Consider the following 22,419-nt stretch of genomic DNA (forward strand, 5'->3'; position numbering starts at 1 on the left):
TATGAATATGCGAATGTCTGCCGGTGGGCTCACCGAGCGGTCGCTCGAGATTATCCGGGAACTGAAGGATCTCGAAGGCCCGATGCTGCCGATCCTTCACGCGATCCAGGACGAGTTCGGCCATGTGCCGGAAGAGGTGAAGCCGCTGATTGCGAGCGAGCTGAACCTGTCGCGCGCCGAGGTGCATGGCGTCGTCACTTTCTACCACGACTTTCGCGCGGCTCCGGCCGGACGGCACGTGCTGAAACTCTGTCGCGCCGAGGCCTGCCAGGCCATGGGCAGCGACCAGTTGGGCGACCGCGCCCGCCAGTTTCTTGGCATCGACTTCCACCAGACGACGCTGGACGGTGCGGTGACGCTGGAGCCGGTGTTCTGTCTTGGGCTCTGTGCTTGTGCGCCCGCCGCCATGCTGGACGGCGAAGTCTATGGCCGCGTGGACGAGCACTGTCTTTCCGACATCGTTGCGGAGGCACGCCGATGACGGTGACGATTTTCGTGCCGCGCGATGCGGCGGCGCTGGCCGTCGGGGCCGATAAGGTCGCCCGCGCCATCGCCACGCAGATCGAGATACGCGGCCTCGATGCCAGGATCGTGCGCAACGGTTCGCGTGGAATGTTCTGGCTGGAGCCTCTTGTTGAGGTCAGTACGGAACGGGGTCGCGTCGCTTATGGGCAGGTGAAGGCAAGCGATGTGGAGGACCTGTTCGATGCGGGCTTCCTATCCGGCAGCGACCACCCGCTCTGTCTGGGGCTGACGGAGGAGATCCCTTTCCTTCGTCAGCAGACGCGCCTGACCTTTGCCCGTTGCGGCATCACCGATCCTCTTTCTCTTGATGATTATCGCCATTTCGAAGGACTGAAGGGTCTGGAGAAGGTGGTAAAGATGGCGCCGCTCGATATCGTCAGGGAAGTGACCGATAGCGGCCTGCGCGGTCGCGGCGGCGCGGGCTTCCCGACCGGCATCAAATGGAAGACGGTTCTGGATGCGGCAGGACCTCAGAAATACATCGTTTGCAATGCCGACGAGGGAGACAGCGCCACCTTTGCCGACCGGATGATCATGGAGGGCGATCCCTTCGTGCTGATCGAGGGCATGGCGATATCAGGCATCGCGACCGGTGCCACCAAGGGCTATGTCTATATCCGCTCCGAATATCCGCATGCCATCGCAGTCATGAGGCAAGCCGTGGAGCTTGCGCGGAAGGCGGGTATTCTCGGCGCCACCGTGCTGGGGTCGGCGCATGCTTTCGACATGGAGATCCGGTCCGGCGCCGGCGCCTATGTCTGCGGCGAGGAGACGTCCCTCCTGAATTCGCTGGAGGGAAAGCGCGGCATCGTGCGCGCCAAGCCGCCGCTGCCGGCCTTGCAGGGCTTTCTCGGCCAGCCAACGGTCGTCAACAACGTCATGTCGCTCGCCTCCGTTCCCGTCATCATGGACCGCGGCGCGGCCTTCTACCGCGATTTCGGCATGGGCCGCTCGCGCGGGACCATCCCGATCCAGATCGCCGGCAATGTGAAGCATGGCGGTCTCTACGAGACGGCCTTCGGCCTGTCGCTCGGGGAGATCGTCGATCGCATCGGCGGCGGCACCGCGACCGGGCGGCCGGTCAAGGCGGTGCAGGTGGGTGGGCCACTCGGTGCCTACTTCCCGAGGGCGCTGTTCGACACGCCGTTCGACTACGAAGCGTTTGCCGCAAGAGACGGGCTGATCGGCCATGCGGGGATTACCGTATTCGACGACACGGTCGACATGCTGAAGCAGGCGCGTTTTGCCATGGAATTCTGCGCTGTCGAAAGCTGCGGCAAGTGCACGCCCTGCCGCATCGGCTCGACGCGCGGCGTCGAAACCGCCGACAGGATCATGGCTGGGATAGAGCCCGAGAAGAACAAGGCGCTGCTGGCTGATCTCTGCAACACGATGAAATTCGGATCGCTCTGCGCGCTGGGCGGGTTCACGCCTTATCCTGTCATGAGCGCGATGAACCATTTTCCAGAGGATTTTGCACCGGTGCCAATGGTGGAGGCTGCGGAATGAGCGGTCGCATTTCGAGTTTGGCGCACGGCACCCCCCTCTGCCCTGCCGGGCATCTCCCCCTCAAGGGGGGAGATCGGCTGGGGGTTTGCTCTCCGCTTTCCATTGTACCTCGCATCCTCCGTGTCGGCTCTTTTGAAGCGGCGGTTATGCCGCTTGTGATCTCCCCACCCGAGGGGGAGATGCCCGGCAGGGCAGAGGGGAGCGATCTTGCTCCTACATCCATTCTTTCCAGCAGGGAGACATACCATGTCCCTCGTTCATGAAATCGACTACGGCACGCCAGCCTCCCGCGGGCAAGCGCAGGTAACACTCACAATCGACGGGCGTGCCATCACGGTGCCCGAAGGCACGTCGGTGATGCGCGCCTCCATGGAGGCCGGGATCCAGGTGCCGAAGCTTTGCGCCACCGATATGGTCGATGCGTTCGGGTCCTGCCGCCTCTGTCTGGTGGAAATAGAGGGCCGCAACGGCACACCCGCCTCCTGCACGACGCCGGTCATGCCGGGCATGGTGGTGCACACGCAGACGGGCCGGCTGAAGGATATCCGCAAGGGGGTGATGGAGCTCTACATTTCCGACCATCCGCTGGACTGTCTGACCTGTGCTGCAAACGGGGACTGTGAATTGCAGGACATGGCTGGCGCAGTCGGCCTGCGGGACGTGCGCTACGGCTACGAGGGCGACAATCACGTCAGGGCTCGCAGCGATGGCGCGGTCAACGCCAAGTGGATGCCGAAAGACGAGTCCAACCCATATTTCACCTATGATCCTTCGAAGTGCATTGTCTGTTCGCGTTGCGTGCGCGCCTGCGAGGAAGTGCAGGGCACGTTTGCGCTGACGATCGAAGGCCGCGGCTTCGACAGCCGTGTGTCGCCGGGCATGCACGAGCATTTCCTGGAATCCGAATGTGTGTCCTGCGGCGCCTGCGTCCAGGCCTGCCCGACGGCGACGTTGACGGAAAAGTCGGTGATCGCCATTGGTCAGCCCGAGCATTCCGCAGTGACGACCTGCGCCTATTGCGGCGTCGGCTGTTCCTTCAAGGCCGAGATGCGCGGCGAGGAGCTGGTGCGCATGGTACCCTGGAAGGACGGCCAGGCCAACCGCGGTCATTCCTGCGTCAAGGGCCGCTTTGCCTATGGTTATGCGACCCATAAGGACCGCATTCTCAACCCTATGATCCGCGAGAAGATCTCCGATCCCTGGCGGGAAGTCAGCTGGGAGGAGGCTTTCGCGCATGTCGCCTCCGAATTTCGGCGTATCCAGTACCAGTTCGGGCGCGAATCGATCGGCGGCATCACCTCGTCGCGCTGCACCAATGAGGAAACCTATCTCGTCCAGAAGCTGATCCGGGCCGGCTTCGGCAACAACAATGTCGATACCTGCGCGCGCGTCTGCCATTCGCCGACCGGTTATGGCCTCGGCCAGGCTTTCGGCACCTCGGCCGGCACGCAGAATTTCGACAGCGTCGAGCATTCCGACGTGGTCATGGTGATCGGCGCCAATCCAACGGACGGCCATCCGGTGTTCGGGTCGCGGCTCAAGAAGCGGCTTCGCCAGGGTGCGAAGCTGATCGTGCTCGACCCGCGCCGCATCGATCTGGTGCGGACGCCGCATGTGGAGGCGGCCTATCATTTGCCGCTGCAGCCGGGCACGAATGTTGCCGTGCTGACGGCGTTGGCGCATGTCATCGTCACCGAAGGCCTGTTCGATGAGGCTTTTATCCGCGAACGCTGCGACTGGTCGGAGTTCGAGGATTGGGCGGGTTTCGTTGCCGAGGAGCAGCATAGCCCGGAAGCGACGGAAAAGTTTACCGGCGTGCCGGCCGACCTCGTGCGCGGCGCCGCAAGGCTCTACGCCAGGGGCGGCAATGGCGCAATCTATTACGGGCTTGGCGTCACCGAGCACAGCCAGGGCTCGACCACCGTCATGGCGATCGCTAACCTCGCGATGGCGACCGGCAATATTGGTCGTCCCGGGGTCGGCGTGAACCCGCTGCGCGGCCAGAACAACGTCCAGGGCTCCTGCGACATGGGGTCCTTCCCGCACGAGCTGCCGGGCTATCGCCACATCTCGGACGATGCGACCCGCGACATCTTCGAAAAGCTGTGGGGTGTAACGCTCAACAGCGAGCCGGGATTGCGCATCCCGAACATGCTGGATGCCGCGGTCGAGGGCACGTTCAAAGGCATCTATATCCAGGGCGAGGATATCTTGCAGTCCGACCCGGATACCAAGCATGTCTCCGCTGGTCTCGCCGCGATGGAATGCGTCGTCGTGCACGATCTCTTCCTCAACGAGACGGCCAATTACGCGCATGTCTTCCTGCCGGGCTCGACCTTCCTCGAAAAGGACGGCACCTTCACCAATGCGGAACGCCGCATCAACCGCGTCCGCAAGGTGATGAGCCCGAAGAACGGCTATGCGGACTGGGAGGTGACCCAGAAGCTTGCGCAGGCGATGGGGCTTGCCTGGAACTACGCCCATCCGTCGCAGATCATGGACGAGATCGCCGCGACGACGCCCAGCTTTGCCGGCGTTACCTACGACTATCTGGAGAAGAAGGGCTCGGTGCAGTGGCCCTGCAACGAGAAATTCCCCGATGGATCTCCCATCATGCACGTGGACGGTTTCGTGCGCGGCCGGGGCAAGTTCATCCGCACGGAGTATGTGGCGACGGACGAGCGGACAGGTCCGCGCTTCCCGCTGCTGCTGACCACAGGCCGTATTCTCAGCCAGTACAATGTCGGTGCGCAGACGCGCCGAACGGAAAACTCTGTCTGGCATGCGGAGGATCGGCTTGAAATTCATCCGCACGATGCCGAACAACGTGGCATCAAGGACGGCGACTGGATCAAGCTTGCCAGCCGCTCGGGCGACACCTCGCTACGGGCAATGATCACCGACCGCGTCGCGCCGGGCGTGGTCTACACAACATTCCATCACCCGGATACGCAGGCCAATGTGATCACCACCGACTTCTCGGACTGGGCGACCAACTGTCCGGAATACAAGGTGACGGCGGTGCAGGTCTCGCCCTCCAACGGCCCGACGGAGTGGCAGGATGATTATACCGAGTTGTCGCGGCGTTCGCGCCGGATTGCGGGGAAACTGGAGGCGGCTGAGTGAGGAGCGCTCTGCGCAGCAGACGAAAAGCCAACGATTTGGCTTTTCGAGCGACGAACGCCCGGAGCCATGGCGAAGGGCTGGCTGCTGTCGGAGTGCGCAGCACCCCCCTCTGCCCTGCCGGGCATCTCCCCCTCAAGGGGGGAGATCGAATCGCGGCCACGTACCTTCCGGCATTTGACGTTGAATGGGGGATAGGACAGCGCCCCCATCCGATCTCCCCCCTTAAGGGGGAGATGCCCGGCAGGGCAGAGGGGGGTATCTTTTGAGTTCGCACAAAACCACCGCCACCGTTCCAGAAATCGCCCGCCGCGGTGGCGTGGTTCGCGCCGGATCGCGCGTGGTGCCGGAAGAAGTGCCGATTGCCTTCTCCTATGGCGGCTCGACCCAGGCGGTGATGATGGGGACGCCGGGAGATCTTGAGGATTTTGCAGTCGGCTTCAGCCTGACGGAAGGCATCATCTCGTCCATGGCCGAGATCGAGGAGATCACGGTGGTGGACGAGGGGCGGGGCCTCGATGTTCAGGTGCGCCTTGCGGAAGACAAGGAAGATGCTTTGCGTCTTCGACGCCGACACATGGCGGGTCCTGTCGGCTGCGGGCTTTGCGGCATCGAATCCATCGAGCAGGCCGTTCGCGTGGTGCCGGATGTGTCCCGCGTTTCGATGATGATCACTGCAATCGACGTGACTGAGGCCGTTTCGGCACTCAATGGCGCGCAGCCTCTTCATGCGCAGACCCATGCGGTGCATGGCGCTGGCTTCTACCTGCCTGCATCGGGGCTTGTGGCGGTGCGCGAGGATGTCGGACGCCACAATGCGCTGGACAAGCTCGCCGGTGCAGTGCTTCGTCAGGGGCTTACGGGCGAGCAAGGTGTCGTCGTCGTGACAAGCCGGATTTCCGTAGAGATGGTGCAAAAGACGGCCATCCTCGGTGCGGGTGTGCTGATCGCTATCTCCGCGCCGACCGCGCTTGCCATCCGGACTGCGGAGGAGGCGGGCATGACCTTAATTGCTCTTACCCGCGGGGAGGACTTCGAGATCTTCACCCGCAGCGATCGCATTACTACGGGAGTTGTCGCCGATGTCGCTTGAAGCCATCCATGGCGATGGAAGCCGTGAACAGTCGGATCACAGCGATCTCGTGCTGAGAAAGCTCGTGCGCATGGCCAACCAGATCGCCACCTTCTTCCTGTCGCAGCCGGAGGAGGTTCGGGCGGAAGGCGTGGCGACGCATATCAACAAGTTCTGGGAGCCGCGCATGCGCCGGCACCTGTTCGAGCATCTGGACGGTGGCGGCGAAGGCTTGCTGCCGCTGGTCATTCAGGCATCGGTGCTCATCCGCCGGCCGGAGGCCAAGCCCGGTTCCGGCGTCGGCGTGGGCGAGGATGCCAGGCAAGGCGGTCCGGGCGGCCAGGGGCCGGTGGCGGGAGAATCGCTGTCGGAGCCGAGCATTCCGGAAGCGTCGCGATAAGACTTGCATGACCGGCGGGAGAGGCCGGTTTTAATCTCAGACGACGATCAGTGCATAGGGAGGACTTCATGGCAGTTGCAGGAACAACGGGCGCGAGCCTGAGGGATGTCGGGTTTTTGGATCGGGAGCGGATCATCGCAAGGCCCGGCTTCAATCGGTGGCTCGTGCCGCCTGCCGCACTTGCAATTCACCTGTGCATCGGCATGGCCTATGGTTTCAGCGTCTTCTGGCTGCCCTTGTCCAAGGCGCTGACGGGGCCGGCAGATCCTTCCTGCGCCAGCCTCAATCTTGTCTCGGCTCTGTTTACGACGAGCTGCAACTGGCGCGTCGCCGACCTCGGCTGGATCTATACGCTATTCTTCGTGCTGCTCGGTTGTTCGGCAGCAATCTGGGGCGGTTGGCTGGAACGGGTGGGGCCGCGCAAGGCAGGCTTCGTCTCCGCCTGCTGCTGGTGCGGCGGCATCATCGTGGCGGCCATGGGCGTCATGACGCATCAGTTGTGGTTGATGTGGATCGGGGCGGGCGTAATCGGCGGCGTGGGGCTCGGGCTTGGCTACATTTCGCCGGTCTCGACCTTGATCAAATGGTTCCCCGACCGTCGCGGCATGGCGACCGGCATGGCCATCATGGGCTTTGGCGGCGGGGCCATGATCGGCGCGCCGCTCGCCAACCTGCTGATGAATTACTACAAGACCGACACGTCGGTCGGCGTATGGCAGACATTCGTCACCATGGCGGTCATCTATTTCTGCTTCATGATGGGCGGCGCCTTCGGCTACCGCATCCCGCCAGCCGGGTGGCGGCCGGAAGGCTGGACTGCGCCAGCTTCCAAATCCACCATGATTACCACGCGACACGTGCATCTGCGCGATGCGCACAAGACGCCGCAGTTCTGGCTGATCTGGGCCGTGCTCTGCCTCAACGTCTCGGCCGGCATCGGCGTGATCGGCATGGCATCGCCCATGTTGCAGGAAATATTTGCGGGCTCGCTGATCGGTCAGCCGGGCATTGGTTTTGCACAGCTTGATGTTGGCCAGAAGGCGCAGATCGCTGCAATCGCCGCGGGCTTTACCGGTCTATTGTCGCTGTTCAACATCGGCGGACGCTTCTTCTGGGCTTCGCTGTCCGACAAGATCGGCCGCAAGAATACGTACTACTGCTTCTTCCTGATCGGCATCGCGCTTTACGCGCTCGCTCCGACGCTGGCGGATATGGGCAGCAAGGCCTTCTTCGTGCTGGCCTTCGGCATCATCCTGTCCATGTATGGCGGCGGCTTTGCCACCATTCCCGCCTATCTTGCCGATATCTTCGGAACGCAGTTCGTGGGCGCTATTCATGGCCGGCTTCTGACCGCCTGGGCCACGGCTGGCATCGTCGGACCTGTCGTGGTTAACTACATCCGCGAGGCGCAGATCGCCGCGGGCGTTGCTCCTGGCCCGGCACTTTATACCGGCACCATGTATATCCTCGCTTGCATGCTTGTCGCCGGGCTGGTCTGCAATGCGGTCGTTCGGCCATTGCCGGACAAGTGGTTCATGTCGGATGCGGAGGTTGCTTCGCTGCAGGCGAAATCGGCCGCGGCGAATGCCGGGCCAAGCGGCTCCTTCGGCATAGGCAGGGGCGGGTTGGACGCCAAGGCGGCACTTGCCTGGGCGATCGTCGGCATTCCGCTTCTCTGGGGTGTCTGGGTGACGCTGAAAAGCAGCCTTGTCCTGTTCGGCTGATGGAACGTGGATGGGAGGATGGCGATCATCCTCCCATCCATTTCGGGCTGACGGTGTTGCAGGTGAGACCAATAAAAAACCGCCCGGAGGCGGTTCTTCGTCGTGACATAGAGCGCCTTCAGGTCAGGCGGCGAGGTCTTCTACTTCCGTGCCCTTGAACATCTTGGCAAGGTTGAGGAAGCAGATCATGCCATGCTCATTGGCAATGATGCCTTCCGAGAAGGATTTGTCGAAGGACGCCGAGATTTCCGGCACAGGCTGAACCTGGCTTGCGGAGATGGTCAGGATGTCGGAGACCCGATCGACCAGCATGCCGATGACCATGTTGTGGACTTCGGCAACAACAATGGCACTGCGCTCGTTGGCGACCGTGCTCTTCATGCCGAGCTTATAGGCAAGGTCGATGATCGGAATGACCGAGCCGCGCAGGTTCATGACGCCGATAACATCTGCCGGAGCATGCGGAATGGGTGTGGAGGGTGCCCAGCCGCGAATTTCGCGGATCGTCGTCGTCTTGACGCAGAATTCCTGGTCGTGAAGGCGAAAGGCGATGATTTCCAGCGTTTCATCGCCGTAGGTCTTGGAATTGATCGTCGGTGTCGCTGCCATTAGAATTCTTCCCAGCTGTCTGTTGCGCGAACGGCCGCAGCGCCCCCCGATGCGGCGCGGGCAACCTGTGTGGTAAGCTTGCGAGCCGGGGAGGCCATCGTTCGTGGATCTCGGCGCGTTTCATCGAATCTAGCAGATGATTGTTTCCCAAACCTAAACCGGGAAAGCAAAGCCCGCAGGTTTTCTGCTTCCCTGGCCAGGCTATGGCTGGCGGCGGTCGTTTCTTCGACCATGGCAGCGTTCTGCTGCGTGTTTTGGTCCATGGAGTTGACGGCGTTGCTGATCTCGCGGACACCGACAGACTGTTCGCGAGACGCCTCGACGATAGCGATGACGTTGGCATTGATATCGTTGACCTGCGTCAGGATCTGCTGCAGGGCGGAGCCTGTCTCGCTGACCAGAGAGACGCCCCGGTTGACCTGTTCTGCCGAGGTATTAATCAGCGTTTTGATCTCCCGCGCCGCGCTGGCCGATCGCTGAGCGAGTTCGCGGACTTCCTGCGCCACCACGGCAAAGCCTTTGCCCGCTTCTCCGGCCCGCGCAGCCTCCACCCCGGCGTTGAGCGCCAGCAAGTTGGTTTGGAAGGCGATATCGTCGATCACGCCGATAATGCTGCTGATCTGCTTTGAGGAGCCCGCAATCTCGCCCATGGCATCGACAGCGCTACGGACGACGGCGCCCGAGTGCTCTGCGCTTTTCTGGGTCTGACGCACAAGGCTGCCGGCTTCCTCGGCGCGCTTGGCGCTGTCGGTCACGGTTCGGCTGATCTCTTCCAGTGCCGCTGCCGTCTCCTCGACTGCGGCAGCCTGTCGTTCCGTTCGCTTGGCCAAACTGCTCGAAGCAGTCCTGATCTCGCCTGACGCCCCGGCAATCACCTCGGCATTTTCGCCGACGTCACCCATGGCTAGCGCAAGCTTCCCCAGCGCCTCGTTGAAATCCGCACGGATCGGCTCCAGCGTCGGGATAAACGGCTTTTCGATCTTCGCTGTCAGATCCCCTTGCGACAGCGCATTGAGACTGATGGCAAGTTCCTCCACGGCGCGCACGCGCTCCGTGATGTCGGTTGCGAATTTGACGACTTTGAAGATACGGCCCTCGGCGTCGAGGATCGGATTATAGGAGGCCTGGATCCAGACGACCTTGCCGCCCTTGCCGATGCGCTTGAACTCCGCAGCCTTAGGCTCGCCTCCTGCCAAGGCTCTCCAGAACTCCCGGTAGTCGCTGCTGTCGCGAAAAGCCGGTTCGCAGAGCATGCTGTGGTGCCGACCGACAATTTCATTCAGCTCATAGCCCAGGCAGGCAAGAAAGTTCGAGTTGGCCCAGAGTATGTCGCCCTTCGGCGTGAACTCGATGATTGCCTGAGTGCGGGAAATAGCCTGGATCTTGCCCTCCGCTTCCGCAGCCTTGATCGTAGATGCCGTTACATCCGTCGCGAACTTGACGATCTTGTATGGCTTGCCGCCTGACAGAACCGGGTTGTAGGAAGCCTGAATCCAGATTTCATTGCCCGCTTTACCAAGGCGTTTATACAATCCTTCGTTGTACTCGCCGCGGCCGAGGCGTGCCCAGAAGCTCTTGTAGTCGGGAGTCTTCACCAAATCCGGATCGCAAAAGACACTATGATGCCTGCCGACGATGTCGGACAAAGTGTAGCCCAAGGTGCGACAGAAGTTGTCGTTTGCCCATATGACATTGCCCGATAGGTCGAATTCGATAATGGCCTGAGACTTGCTGACCGCGGCAAAAATCGCCTTCGCATCTGCACCTGGAAAAGAAAGGATCGACATATTTGTTGCTCCGGCTCTCGACTTGGCGCCTAGCCTCAATGGTACGTATGACATACCTGGGTCAGCGCTGAATTTCCGGAAATGCTAATCCATACAAGCTTAATATCAGGTCAATGGAAAAAGCCATAAAACAATCTTTGGTTGTAAAACTGGGCGCTGAGAAATGGATTTCTAGGCAGGGTGGCTCACATTTTGGAAAATGTATTATCAGTAAACTTTAATATACAAATCAACCAGGCCACGATGCTTCACGAGGGCGCCAGGTGCCCAGTGCCTGGAAGCAAGAGGCTCAGTATTCGCGTTCGTAGAAGACACCGGCCGTGCCACCGGTGGTGCCTGCGCCGGCTTTAAGCTTGACGCCGCGGCCCACGTCGAGATTAATCGTTGCCTGAGCTCCGGCTGCGCCACCCTGTTCGATTTGAACATAGGTCCGCTTGTTGATGTAGCGACCTACGGAAACCGTGGTCTGTCCGGTGTCGTCCGTGTTGATATCCAAATCATCGACGCCGAGATTGCTGCGGAGCGTTTCCAGGAGGGATGTAGAGCCGCTTCCGGCCAGTTGGGTCACGGCGTCCGCAAGCTGAGCAATCTGAAGTGGGGAAAGGCGCGACATGGACTGACCGAAGATCAGGCGAGCCAGAACCTCATCCTGGGGAAGGGCGGGCGACGACGAAAACCCGATCGTCGGATCATTGGCGATGCCGGTCACGTCGATGCTGATCGTCGTTTGCGCAGATGTGGTCGAGGCCTTCATGTTGAGCACGGGGATCAGGCCACCACCGAAGGTAATGTCGCCTTCGGTAAAGTCCAGTCGCTTAGACAGGATGACGATCCGGCCTCGCCGCATTTTGAATCCGCCGGTCACGGCCGGCGCAATCGCCGTCCCGCCAACTGTCAGGTCTCCGCCCAACTCGGCATCGATGCCGCGGCCGCGCACGAAAATCCCATTGGGGGCGCTGATCTGCAGGTTGAGCGCGATCGGATCGGACGTGCCCTTTGCCGCTTTCGGTCTAATCTCTTCCATCTGCTTCAGCACGTCGGTAGGCGCATTGCGGTGTCGGATATCGACCGAGGCGAGCGAGCTTGGAAGCCTTGCCGGAACAGTGATCGCAGCCTTGCTCAAAGTGACCTTGCCACCCAATGACGGGCCGGAGGTGAGAGGTCCGGTCAGGGTCAGAGCGCCGTCTGCCGTTGCCGCAACTATCCTGCCATCCGCGTAGGCTGCCTTTGCCAGGTCGATCTTCAGGTCTGCGGGAAAGCCGGAGCCGGGCGCAAAGCCGATCGTTCCTGTGACGGACACCTTGCCGCCGCCGGTGATATTTCCCGTCAGGCGGCTGATTGTGGCGGTCCTGCCGTCGAGACCGACATTCAGCGCGAGATCGGTGGCCGAGAGGTTGCGCCGGGCATCGATCAAGCGCGCGCCCGCCGATGACACTGACCCGTTGATGGCCGGGGCTGCGGCACTGCCGCCAATGGCCAGATCGACTTTCGCTGTTCCGTTCAGGATGAAGCCCTGGGCTGACAATTGACCGGCGATGACGGAGAAAGGCACCTGGCCATTGAACTTGAGGTTCAGCGCCTTCTCCCCTGCGAGGTTGACCGAGCCGCCCCCCGACAAGGTTATGCCGCCACCACCCGTCAGGCGCAGATCGACCGTTACGGCACCCTCCTGGAAGGTTCCTTTGGCTGCCACATCCATGGTGGTCAGCCCGGCGCTTGCCGTCTGGCTGACAGCGGCGTTCTTCCAGGCCAGATCGTAACGGACAGCCGGCGCATCTGGCGTTCCCGTCGCAGCCACCGTTCCGGAAATCGTGCCCTGGGCGCCGAGGCCGGGGACGAAGGCATTTGCGAGAGCCGCCGGGACGGCCTTGGCCTTGCCATTGATGTCAAGTGCCGGGGCCTCACCGGCTTTGAGAATCACGCGGCCATTCGCTTGCAGGTCGAGCCCGCCGGCTCCGGTCATGTGTGTCCGGTCTAGTGCGACTGTACCGTCCTTGAAGCTTCCGGCAGCTTCAAGGTGAAATGGCGCGATGCCAGCGTCGCGCATCTGGCGAAGCTGTGCATCACTCCATTCCAAATCATATTTTATCGACGGTGCCGAAGGCGTGCCTGTGGCATTGATCGTGCCGGATATGGTTCCCACTGCATTGATTGCCGGAACGAAGCTGCTGATCAAGTTTGCTGGAAGAGCGTTGATCTTTGCCGTCACATCGAGAGCGGAGCCGGCGGTGCCGCTGACCGACACACTGCCGGATCCCGTCGCCAGAGTCAGCCCGGCAAGCTGAGCATTCCCGTCGACAATCACGATCCGTGTCGGCTGCGCGAGCTTGACCGGGATGTTGCGGGGCGTAGCGCTGAATGTATTGATGCCGACTGCCAGACCATCCGCCGTTTCCAACGCGCCCGTGGCGGTCAGCGGCGCATTGTCATATTGAGCGGCGACATCGAATGCCGTCGTCGTGCCGCCATGGGTGACGCCGAGCACAAGATCGGTCAGTGCCGCGCTTCCGGCACCGAGGCGTGCGGCGCGGATCGTACCTTCCGCGGCGATAGTCTTGAGATCGGGGATCGTCAGGTCAATGTCGGGACTGAGGATCTCGATACCGCCGCGGCGCAATGCAGAACCTGCCGCCTTGATGACGGACGTGGCCTTTCCGTTCGCTTCGGTAAAGGTTGCAGATCCGCGAATGTCCCCCTGTGCCTGCTGGGCTGCAAGTGCCGCCAAAAGCGATACGTCTGGAAGTTCGAAATCGATACGTCCCGACGGGAGGAACTCCGGCGAGAAGGTCAAGGCGCCGTTCAGCCGGTTGGGGCCGATTTCGGCGCTGATCACAGGCGCCGAGGTCCTGCCCCCAGCCGAGGCAACATCTGCATTGATCTTGATCGCCTGGCCGTCCAGAGACCCGGTGGCGATGACGTGTCCTTGAGGCGCTGAGGGATTTGCCGTGCCGTTCAGGCGGATACTCAGATCCTCCAGCTTGCGGCCGGCCAGCCTTGCGTCCGCGGAATTGATCACAGCCTTGACGCCGACAGCTGAAAGCGGGCCTTCGGCGGAGATGTCGAAACCGGCCGCACCTTCCGCATCCGTCAGCCAGCGCTTGATATCCGGCACACGACCGGCAAGATGGCTGGTGAGCTTGCCGTTTTCCATCAGAACGTCGCCGTGTGCCTCCAGGCTGCTGGACTTCACCACGAGATTTTCGAGGCTCAGACGATCGCTCGACAGCGTTTCCACATAGCCTTCGGCTGCAATCGTGCCGTCAAATTTCGGGGCCAGTGCCGGCGGCAGCACGGTTGGGTTGGCGAAGACACGGAAATTGCCGGCAATCGCCTGCTTGGACATATCGTAGGCGCCGCTGACGGTGCCGCTCAGCCCCGCACTTTCGAAGGTAGCGGCATCGAGCCCGATTGCCGGCGGCGCAAGCCGAAGCGGCGCATCGAGCGTAACCGGACCGCGGATCGTGCGGTCGAGATCATCGTTGACGAAGTTCAACTGCCCAACGGTCAGGCGGCTTCGAATGCTTCCCGTCTGCTGGATCAGGTTGAGGTCTTCGCTTTCCGCCTGAAGTCGGATCTGGTCGAAGCGGCCCTGCGGCAATTCCGCGGAATTGATGGATGCCGTGGCATTGAAGCGCGCAGCGGTCGCGGCACCGGTCAAGGTGAAGTTGACGGTGTCGATGGAGAACCGGCTTTCCTGGCCATTGACTGGCCAGGTCATGCCCACGGGGCCGTTGGTGCCGGCAATGCCGACCATCAGGCTATTGTCGCCTTTCGGGTCCCAGGCACCCTTGGCAGCGATCTTCAGGCTTCCAGAAGTGAGGTTGCCGTTCTCGATGTCTACCCGGCCTGAAGGGGAATAAGTGGCTGCGACATTGATATCGGTATTGCCTTCGAACAGCTGCCGGAAGGCTGGAGGCATCAGGGTCGCGAGCTGGCCTCCACCCGTGATCTCGACACGATGCGCGCCGTTGGCGACGAGAACATGCTTGCCGTCGATGGAGATAACCGGCGCACCATCGACGCTGCCATCCAGCTTGCCTGCCCAATCCGAAAGAGGCCCCTCGCCATCAAGCGCAAGCTGTACGGCGGGCGCGCCGGGCAAGCGCAGCAAGCGGGCTAGGAGCCCCCCTTGCGGTTCGGAAACGGATGCCTTGAGCTTCAGACGGTTTTCCGATGGAGCATACAGAATATCGGCAAGAGCCTTGGCGTTCGGCTCGTCCTTGCGCGTGGCTTCAAGATTGAGCGAAATATTCGGCCCCGTCGCATCGATGGAACCCTTGACGGAAAGTGCGAAATCGCGGCCGGATAGTGCTTGCGAGAGGTTGATGTCCGGCAGATCGATCTGGGCCACCCGGATACCGACGGGCAAGGGTGATCCTGAACTGGAGCTTGACTGAGTCTTGGCGGTTTTCGGCGGCTCCGGCGCACGCAGGAAGTTTACCTTGGCAGCAGAAACATGCTCTGCGCGGAACACGCCCTGAACCAGGGCCGTCGGCGACCAGTCCACCTTGATACCGCTGATCTCGGCGTAAGCGCCCTGCTCGTCCGACAGGGTGAGCGTGTCCATCCGTAGGTCGCCGCTCAGAAGGCCTTCGGGCCGCGAGAAAGTGACCTGCCGGTCCGGCGTCGAAACCAAAGCCGAAAGACGGTTTGCAGCGACGTTTCCGCCGACAGGGGTGAAGGCTACGAAGAGGACGGCGCCGAGCGCCATGACGAAAAGGATCGCCACCGCGGCAAGCGCAGCCTTCAAGATCCATCTCACCAGGCCAATCATCAGCGTCATGCCCGACTTACACCTCTCAGAATGCCTGCCCAATGCCCGCGTAGATACCGTATTGGCTGCCGCCCTCATAGCGTCGGAGCGGAAGCGCTACGTCCAGCCGCAAGGGCCCGAACGGTGTTGCGTAACGAAGCCCGATCCCGGCGCCGGCACGTATATCAGAAAAATCAGGCGCGATTTCGGTGGAAACCGTACCAATGTCAAGAAAAGGGACGATACCGATCTTTTCTGACACCTTTACCCGCGCCTCGAATGAAGCAAGCGCATAAGACCGCCCGCCAAGCGCTTCATCATCATCGTTATAGGGCGAAATCTCGCGAAACTCATAGCCGCGAACCGATCCGCCGCCACCTTGATAGAAGCGGCGTGTGGCCGGGATACTTTCCAGCTGATTGGCCCCCACCAGGGTTCCCGCCGCCAGACGGCCGGCAAGAACGATGCGATCTTCCTCTCCAAGCCCGTAATATCCCGAGACAGACCCCTCGAAAGACGAAAAGATGTTTCCGCGGATCGCCTCATAACTAGGCTTGGCGGAAAGAGTTGCATGATAGCCCTCTGTCGGATCAAGCTTGTTGTCGCGCGTGTCGCGCTCGAAGCTGACGGGGACGCTAAGCGTCACGTATTCATTCTTGCCGAAGGCGTCGTCGGTCTTGATGTAGGCGACCTCACCGCCGCCGGTCAGCTTGTCCGTGTCGTTCAGTTCGTAGGTCAAGCCGGCCGAATAGGTAATGGACTGGGCGTCGTAGGCATCGGGAGTTTCGCTCTTTGCCTGAAGGCGGGATTCGAAGGTTGCTTCAGGAACGAAAGCGCCCGGCTTGGTAAAGATGATGCCGGCAGAGTAATCGAAGGTCGTCACGTCTGTTGTGGCGCCAATGCCCGAGACCGCGCCTTCGATGCGCAGGGATTCAGCCTCGCCGAACAGGTTCCGATGCCCCCAATAACCGGTCAGGCCGGCGCCATCGAGTGAGGAATACTCGGCGCCGACGCCGAAATATCGAAACTTGCCTTCCGAGACTTCGATCATCAGCGGCAGGGAGCCGTTGGGCTCCAGCATGTCGGATTCGTGGATGGTGACGCTCGAGAAGACGCCGAGCTCGCGCAGCCGGTCGGACGCCTTTTTGAGCTGTTCGGGTGAATAACGGCCGCCCTTGTCCAGTCGCGAATATCGGCTGATGAAGGCGGAATCAACATCGCGAGCGCCCTTGACGGTGACGACGCCGAAGGAGGCAACGGGGCCTCCGACGGCGCCAAGCACGACATCCACCGTGTTGGTGCGGTGGTCGGCTGTGACCTGGCGTTCGATCGGCTTGGCCAGCGGGCGACCTTCTTTCTTGAGGTCGAGAACCAGCTGCTCGCCTGCCTTGAGAATGAGCCGAGAGCCTGCCTCGCCGCCGGGAAGCAAGCCGTAATCGGCCGGGTTGCGGCCGGCGGCATCCTTCTCGAAGCGAACGGTGCCGATGTGAAACAATGGGCCAGGATCAATACGGACCGCGACGGGAATGGGGCCGCTGTGATCGAAGGTCGGGTTTGGGGGTAGCTGATCGATATCGGTGCCGGCCACGGTGATGTGAACCGTGCCGCCGTAACGGGCTTCCTCGTAGAGTACGGCGACGAGCCGCTCGCGATCTTCCCGGGCCTTGATGACGACGCCGAGGTCCCCGGAAACCGGCTGCTTCTCGTCGTTGACGAGGGATGCCGCTGTTTCCAGCCGTTCCTTCAGGTCCTTGTCGGCATTGCCTGTATCCAGGGTCGCGTCGTAACGAACCGGGTCGACGACATCCGCCGTCTCTTCGCTGTCGCCAAACAGCGTGATGCCGAAGATCTTGAAGGCATACGCGTTTTCGGCAAGAGCGGGCGATAAGAGGAGGCAGGCCGCAATTGCAGCCGCAGAACCGGCCTTGCGGTGGCTTCCATCCCTTTTCCGCCCCGTTTTTTCGTTCTGCATTACGCTGACTACTACCGAGTGCCGATCCAGGGCCGTCATGACCCTCTCAGGATTGTGTAACCGCAAACGCACCTCTGCGGTACCCCTTTCCGTCCGTCATCTGCCGTACATAAAGAGAAAAAGCCCCGGAGCGTGCTTCGAGGCCACATGTTCCAAGCGCATTCGAGCGGATGTCAGTAACGGCTCGGGCAGTTGTCGATATAGCGGCGACCATAGCGGTCACGGTAGTAGCATTGTCCCGGCTGTTCGGCGACGGAGCCAATTACCGCACCGGAAACACCACCGATTGCTGCACCAACGGCTGCGCCGCGCACATTGCCAGTGGCAACGCCACCGATCACTGCGCCGGAGGCCGCACCGATGCCGGCGCCTTGTTCGGTTGCCGTGCAACTGGCCAGCGACACGCCAACCATCAAAAGCATAAAGGCCTTCTTCATCAGATCCTCCTGAACTCAAGGTCGTGGTTCGTCGAGATACGCAAGGGGTTTAGGCCTGGATCTCTACCACCATCCCGAGGAACAATAGATCGCAACGACCAATAGTCCATAATAGCGCGCTCATTTACTCGAAATTTCTTCCGACACGCGGGCTGCCCGTTGGGTGGGTCGGGTGTTGGAGAAAAAGCAATGGGTCGAAAGTAGCTGTTGATAACGGCCGGGAAAAAGCAAATGATACGGCAGCGTTTTGGGAGAGACGCGTGGAGGAACTCATGACGAAAGTGACCTTGACGGTCAACGGCCGGACGATGAGCGGCGAATGCGAAGATCGCATGCTGCTCGTGCATTTCATTCGTGAAAAACTTGCTCTGACAGGCACGCATGTGGGCTGCGACACGACGCAGTGCGGCGCCTGCGTCATCCATATGGATGGACGTTCGGTAAAGAGCTGTTCCATCCTGGCCGTGCAGGCCAATGGCTCGGCGATCACCACGATCGAGGGGCTATCGGCTCAGGGCGAGCTGCACCCGGTCCAGGCGGCATTCAAGGAGCATCACGGGCTCCAATGCGGTTTCTGCACGCCCGGCATGGTGATGACCGCGGTGGACATGATCAATCGCCGCGGCGGCAGCCTGACCGAAGAGGTCGTGAGGTCCGAGCTCGAGGGCAATATCTGTCGATGCACCGGCTACCATAACATCGTGAAGGCTGTGCTTGCTGCCGACGCCGAAATGGCGGCCGGGCGTCAGGCTGCCGAATGATCAAGCGAATGATAAATGGCGGGTAGCGAGTAGGGGATCCGCTTGCGCGGATGGCCGCTGTTTCACTCTTTCATTCTTTGCTCGCTGTTCGCTCATTTCTGGAGGAGATGAAAATGGGTGTCGAAGGAATTGGCGCGCGTGTTGCCCGCAAGGAAGACAAGCGATTTCTGACAGGCAAGGGACGATACACGGACGACATGGTCGTGCCGGGTATGAAATATGCCTGCTTCGTGCGCAGCCCGCATGCACATGCGAAGATACGCAGCATCGATGTGTCCGCAGCCAAGGCCATGCCTGGCGTCATCGACGTGCTGGACGGCAAGCAGCTTCAGGCGGATGGCATCGGCAACCTCATTTGCGGCTGGATGGTCCATTCCAAGGACGGATCGCCGATGAAGATGGGCGCCTGGCGCCCGCTGGCTCATGAGACGGTGCGATATGTCGGCGATGCGATTGCCATCGTGGTCGCGGATTCCTCCGGCGAGGCGCGCGATGCGGCCGAAGCCGTGGAGATCGACTATGAGGAACTGCCGGCCGTGACCGAAGCGCTTTCGGCGCTGGAAGGCGGGGCGCCGCAGCTTCATCCGGAAGCGCCCGGCAATCTGATCTTCGACTGGCAGATCGGCGATCCTGAGGCGACCGACCGGGCGATCGCTTCGGCTGCCCATGTGACGGAGATCGAGCTCGTCAACAACCGCCTTTCGCCCAACCCGATGGAGCCGCGCGCGACACTCGGCATCTACGACGAAGCGGAAGACCATTACACCTGTTACACGACCAGCCAAAATCCGCATGTCGCGCGGCTGGTGATGAGCGCATTCTACAATGTCGCGCCGGAAAACAAGCTTCGAGTGATCGCGCCCGATGTCGGCGGCGGGTTCGGGTCCAAGATCTATATTTATCCGGAAGAGATCGTCTGTCTCTGGGCATCCAGGAAGACCGGCGTTCCCGTGAAGTGGACCTCCGACCGCACCGAGGCTTTCCTGACCGATGCGCATGGTCGCGACCATGTGTCCAAGGTCAAGATGGCTTTCGACGCGGACAATCGCGTCATCGCGCTGAAGGTCGATACGGTCGCCAATCTCGGCGCCTATATGTCGCTCTTCTCTTCGGCTGTGCCGACTTATCTCTACGCGACGCTGCTTTCCGGCCAGTATGCCATCCCGGCGATCCACGCGAATGTCCGCACCGTCTATACAAACACGGTGCCGGTCGATGCCTATCGCGGCGCCGGCCGGCCGGAAGCGACCTATCTTCTGGAGCGGACGATGGAAACGGCGGCGCGGGAGCTCGGCGTTTCGCCGGCTGAGTTGCGGCGGAAAAACTTTATCCGCACCTTCCCCTATCAGACGCCTGTGATCATGAACTACGACGCGGGTGATTACGAAGCGTCGCTCGATGCCGCCATGCAGGCGGCCGACTGGGCGGGCTTCGACAGCCGGCGCGCATCGGCGGCGGCCAGGGGCAAGAAGCGCGGCATCGGCATGAGCTGCTATATCGAGGCCTGCGGCATAGCCCCGTCGGCAGCGGTCGGCTCCCTTGGTGCTGGCGTCGGGCTTTGGGAATCGGCCGAGGTCCGGGTCAATGCGGTCGGCACGATCGAGGTGCTGACGGGATCGCACAGCCATGGCCAAGGCCATGAAACGACCTTTGCGCAGCTCGTGGCGGGCCGGCTCGGCGTACCGATCGACAGCATCAATATCGTCCATGGCGATACGGACAAGGTGCAGATGGGCATGGGGACCTATGGCTCACGCTCCGGCGCGGTAGGCATGTCGGCTGTGGTCAAGGCGCTCGACAAGGTCGAGGCGAAGGCGAAGAAGATTGCCGCCCATCTGATGGAGGCGGACGAACAGGACATCGTGATCGAGAACGGCGAGTTGAAGATCGCCGGGACCGACAAGACGGTGCCCTGGTTCCAGGTGGCGCTTGCCGCCTACACGGCCCACAACCTGCCGGTCGGCATGGAGCCGGGTCTTAAGGAGACGGCCTTCTACGATCCGTCCAACTTCACCTTTCCCGCCGGCTGTTACATCGCCGAGGTGGAGGTGGACCCGGAAACGGGCAAGACGGAGATCGTGCAGTTCGTGGCAGCCGACGATTTCGGCAATATCATCAACCCGATGATCGTCGAGGGACAGGTGCATGGCGGTCTGGCGCAGGGCATCGGCCAGGCGCTTCTCGAAAACGTGCATTACGACCCGGATACGGGGCAGCTTCTGACGGCGAGTTTCATGGATTACGCCATGCCGCGCGCAGACGATCTGCCGTCATTCACCCTGTCGCATCAGAACACGCCGTGTCCGGGCAATCCGCTCGGCATCAAGGGCTGCGGTGAAGCGGGTGCGATCGGCTCGCCGCCGGCGCTTATAAACGCCATCACCGACGCGATCGGCCATAACCGGCTGACCATGCCCGCTACGCCGATGAAGGTCTGGCAGGCTTTGCAGCCCGCGCTCTGAGGAGGGGAAAAACATGTATGCAACGAGCTATCACCGCGCCTCCTCGGTCGAGGATGCAGTCAGACTTCGCGGCACGTCGGACGAGAGCAAATACCTCTCTGGCGGTATGACGCTGATCTCGACCATGAAGCAGCGACTTGCGTCGCCGAGCGATCTCATCGACCTCCGGCACATCCCGGGGCTCAAAGGCGTTTCGGTCGAGGGGCGAAGGGTGACGATCGGCGCGGGAACGCCGCATGCGGAGGTTGCCACCTCGCAGGCGATACGCGCCGTCTGTCCGGCGATCTGCAATCTGGCAGGCCATATCGGCGACCCGCATGTTCGTCATATGGGTACGATCGGCGGCTCGATCGCCAATAACGATCCCGCAGCCGATTATCCGGCGGGCCTGTTGGGGCTCGGCGCCACCGTCGTCACGGACCGCCGTTCCATCGTCGCAGACGACTTCTTCACCGGATTGTTCGAGACGGCGCTGGAAGAAGGCGAGATCGTCACCGCCGTAACCTTCGAGGCGCCGGAAAAGGCCGGCTACGCGAAGTTCAACAACCCGGCATCGCGTTTTGCCATGACCGGGGTATTCGTGGCAAAGACAGCGGGCGGGGTCCGGGTGGCGGTGACTGGAGCCGGATCGGATGGCGTATTCCGCCATCCGGGCTTCGAACAGGCGCTTCAAAGCAACTGGTCGCCGGACGCGTTGGTCAGCATAGCGGTCGATGCTTCCGGTATGATGGCGGACATGCACGCCGACGCAGATTACCGGGCGAACCTCGTCAAGGTCATGGCGAAGCGCGCTGTGCTCGCTGCTGCTTGAGCGAATCGGAACGGTCCGGAGCGGATTGTCGAGCTGGCGGCGGCTCCGGCTCCGGCTTTCAGGTTGTGTATTTCGTAGTTTGCTCAGATTTTCATTGGAATAATTCCAAAAACCCGGGCCTTTTGCCGCAGGCTAATTCTATTCGGGCGGCTCGGGGTTGACGAAGAGGCTGGCTGGACGGAAAACCAGTTCAGTTTCTGGAGTGTGAGATGGATTTCGAGGCATTTTTCAAGGGCGCGCTTGACGGACTTCACGCGGAAGGTCGGTATCGGGTGTTTGCCGATCTGGAGCGTCACCGGGGGAATTTCCCGCGCGCCACGCGTCATACGGCCGAAGGCCCGAAGGACGTCACAGTCTGGTGTTCGAACGACTATCTGGGCATGGGCCAGCATCCGGCAGTGATCGCGGCCATGCACGAGGCGATCGACCACTGTGGCGCGGGTGCGGGAGGCACCCGGAATATCTCTGGCACGA

General features: G+C 61.5%; 14 protein-coding genes and 1 pseudogene. 10 read left to right on the forward strand and 5 right to left on the reverse strand.

Annotation, left to right across the window (positions count from 1 at the left end; genetic code table 11):
* The first annotated feature begins 1 nt into the window (after position 1).
* The 6 genes from EPK99_RS22215 (at position 2) to EPK99_RS22250 (ending at position 8,353) form a co-directional block, all read left to right on the forward strand.
* Positions 2-481, forward strand: coding sequence for a formate dehydrogenase subunit gamma (locus EPK99_RS22215; RefSeq protein WP_128445280.1), 480 nt, complete (start codon positions 2-4; stop codon positions 479-481).
* The gene (locus EPK99_RS22220; RefSeq protein WP_128445281.1) at positions 478-2,034 is read left to right on the forward strand and encodes a formate dehydrogenase beta subunit; all 1,557 of its coding nucleotides are present in this window, start codon (positions 478-480) and stop codon (positions 2,032-2,034) included. Before EPK99_RS22215 ends, EPK99_RS22220 begins: the two co-directional genes overlap by 4 nt.
* 246 nt (positions 2,035-2,280) lie before the next feature.
* Positions 2,281-5,160, forward strand: a complete 2,880-nt coding sequence (gene fdhF, locus EPK99_RS22230; RefSeq protein WP_128445283.1) for a formate dehydrogenase subunit alpha — start codon at positions 2,281-2,283, stop codon at positions 5,158-5,160.
* Between the two features lie 262 nt (positions 5,161-5,422).
* Positions 5,423-6,250: a formate dehydrogenase accessory sulfurtransferase FdhD gene (gene fdhD, locus EPK99_RS22240; protein WP_128445284.1), complete on the forward strand. Its 828-nt coding sequence runs from the start codon at positions 5,423-5,425 to the stop codon at positions 6,248-6,250.
* A 70-nt stretch (positions 6,251-6,320) separates the two neighbouring features.
* A complete protein-coding gene (locus EPK99_RS22245) occupies positions 6,321-6,629 on the forward strand; it encodes a formate dehydrogenase subunit delta (protein ID WP_425374232.1) in 309 nt (102 codons plus the stop codon).
* Positions 6,630-6,697: 68 nt separating this feature from the next.
* Complete coding sequence (locus EPK99_RS22250) at positions 6,698-8,353, forward strand: OFA family MFS transporter (protein ID WP_128445286.1); 1,656 nt, start codon at positions 6,698-6,700, stop codon at positions 8,351-8,353.
* Positions 8,354-8,476: 123 nt separating this feature from the next.
* On the opposite strand, the gene EPK99_RS22255 is transcribed toward EPK99_RS22250, so the two are convergent.
* From EPK99_RS22255 to EPK99_RS22275, 5 genes are all read right to left on the reverse strand, one after another.
* Positions 8,477-8,962 carry a chemotaxis protein CheW gene (locus tag EPK99_RS22255; protein WP_128445287.1) on the reverse strand — a complete coding sequence of 162 codons (486 nt, stop codon included), beginning with the start codon at positions 8,960-8,962 and terminating at the stop codon, positions 8,477-8,479.
* A complete protein-coding gene (locus EPK99_RS22260; RefSeq protein WP_128445288.1) occupies positions 8,962-10,749 on the reverse strand; it encodes a methyl-accepting chemotaxis protein in 1,788 nt (595 codons plus the stop codon). Before EPK99_RS22260 ends, EPK99_RS22255 begins: the two co-directional genes overlap by 1 nt.
* A gap of 289 nt (positions 10,750-11,038) precedes the next feature.
* Complete coding sequence (locus EPK99_RS22265) at positions 11,039-15,532, reverse strand: translocation/assembly module TamB domain-containing protein (RefSeq protein ID WP_164901842.1); 4,494 nt, start codon at positions 15,530-15,532, stop codon at positions 11,039-11,041.
* A 16-nt stretch (positions 15,533-15,548) separates the two neighbouring features.
* Complete coding sequence (locus EPK99_RS22270; protein WP_128445290.1) at positions 15,549-17,474, reverse strand: autotransporter assembly complex protein TamA; 1,926 nt, start codon at positions 17,472-17,474, stop codon at positions 15,549-15,551.
* Between the two features lie 173 nt (positions 17,475-17,647).
* The gene (locus tag EPK99_RS22275; RefSeq protein ID WP_128445291.1) at positions 17,648-17,911 is read right to left on the reverse strand and encodes a YMGG-like glycine zipper-containing protein; all 264 of its coding nucleotides are present in this window, start codon (positions 17,909-17,911) and stop codon (positions 17,648-17,650) included.
* A 272-nt stretch (positions 17,912-18,183) separates the two neighbouring features.
* On the opposite strand from EPK99_RS22275, the gene EPK99_RS22280 reads away from it, so the two are divergent.
* The 4 genes and pseudogenes from EPK99_RS22280 to EPK99_RS22295 all read left to right on the forward strand — a co-directional run.
* Positions 18,184-18,672: a (2Fe-2S)-binding protein gene (locus tag EPK99_RS22280; protein ID WP_128445292.1), complete on the forward strand. Its 489-nt coding sequence runs from the start codon at positions 18,184-18,186 to the stop codon at positions 18,670-18,672.
* A gap of 113 nt (positions 18,673-18,785) precedes the next feature.
* Complete coding sequence (locus tag EPK99_RS22285) at positions 18,786-21,134, forward strand: xanthine dehydrogenase family protein molybdopterin-binding subunit (protein ID WP_128445293.1); 2,349 nt, start codon at positions 18,786-18,788, stop codon at positions 21,132-21,134.
* A 13-nt stretch (positions 21,135-21,147) separates the two neighbouring features.
* Complete coding sequence (locus EPK99_RS22290; protein ID WP_128445294.1) at positions 21,148-21,945, forward strand: FAD binding domain-containing protein; 798 nt, start codon at positions 21,148-21,150, stop codon at positions 21,943-21,945.
* Positions 21,946-22,154: 209 nt separating this feature from the next.
* Positions 22,155-22,419, forward strand: a pseudogene (locus EPK99_RS22295) (5-aminolevulinate synthase); the annotation flags it as partial.

This window comes from Neorhizobium lilium, from assembly GCF_004053875.1.
Lineage (GTDB): Bacteria > Pseudomonadota > Alphaproteobacteria > Rhizobiales > Rhizobiaceae > Neorhizobium > Neorhizobium lilii.

Coding starts and splice junctions, on each gene's coding strand:
- EPK99_RS22215 (WP_128445280.1), top strand. CDS start 2: ATGAATATGCGAATGTCTGCCGGTGGGCTCACCGAGCGGTCGCTCGAG.
- EPK99_RS22220 (WP_128445281.1), top strand. CDS start 478: ATGACGGTGACGATTTTCGTGCCGCGCGATGCGGCGGCGCTGGCCGTC.
- fdhF (WP_128445283.1), top strand. CDS start 2,281: ATGTCCCTCGTTCATGAAATCGACTACGGCACGCCAGCCTCCCGCGGG.
- EPK99_RS22245 (WP_425374232.1), top strand. CDS start 6,321: ATGGCCAACCAGATCGCCACCTTCTTCCTGTCGCAGCCGGAGGAGGTT.
- EPK99_RS22250 (WP_128445286.1), top strand. CDS start 6,698: ATGGCAGTTGCAGGAACAACGGGCGCGAGCCTGAGGGATGTCGGGTTT.
- EPK99_RS22255 (WP_128445287.1), bottom strand. CDS start 8,962: ATGGCAGCGACACCGACGATCAATTCCAAGACCTACGGCGATGAAACG.
- EPK99_RS22260 (WP_128445288.1), bottom strand. CDS start 10,749: ATGTCGATCCTTTCTTTTCCAGGTGCAGATGCGAAGGCGATTTTTGCC.
- EPK99_RS22265 (WP_164901842.1), bottom strand. CDS start 15,532: ATGACGCTGATGATTGGCCTGGTGAGATGGATCTTGAAGGCTGCGCTT.
- EPK99_RS22270 (WP_128445290.1), bottom strand. CDS start 17,474: ATGCAGAACGAAAAAACGGGGCGGAAAAGGGATGGAAGCCACCGCAAG.
- EPK99_RS22275 (WP_128445291.1), bottom strand. CDS start 17,911: ATGAAGAAGGCCTTTATGCTTTTGATGGTTGGCGTGTCGCTGGCCAGT.
- EPK99_RS22280 (WP_128445292.1), top strand. CDS start 18,184: ATGACGAAAGTGACCTTGACGGTCAACGGCCGGACGATGAGCGGCGAA.
- EPK99_RS22285 (WP_128445293.1), top strand. CDS start 18,786: ATGGGTGTCGAAGGAATTGGCGCGCGTGTTGCCCGCAAGGAAGACAAG.
- EPK99_RS22290 (WP_128445294.1), top strand. CDS start 21,148: ATGTATGCAACGAGCTATCACCGCGCCTCCTCGGTCGAGGATGCAGTC.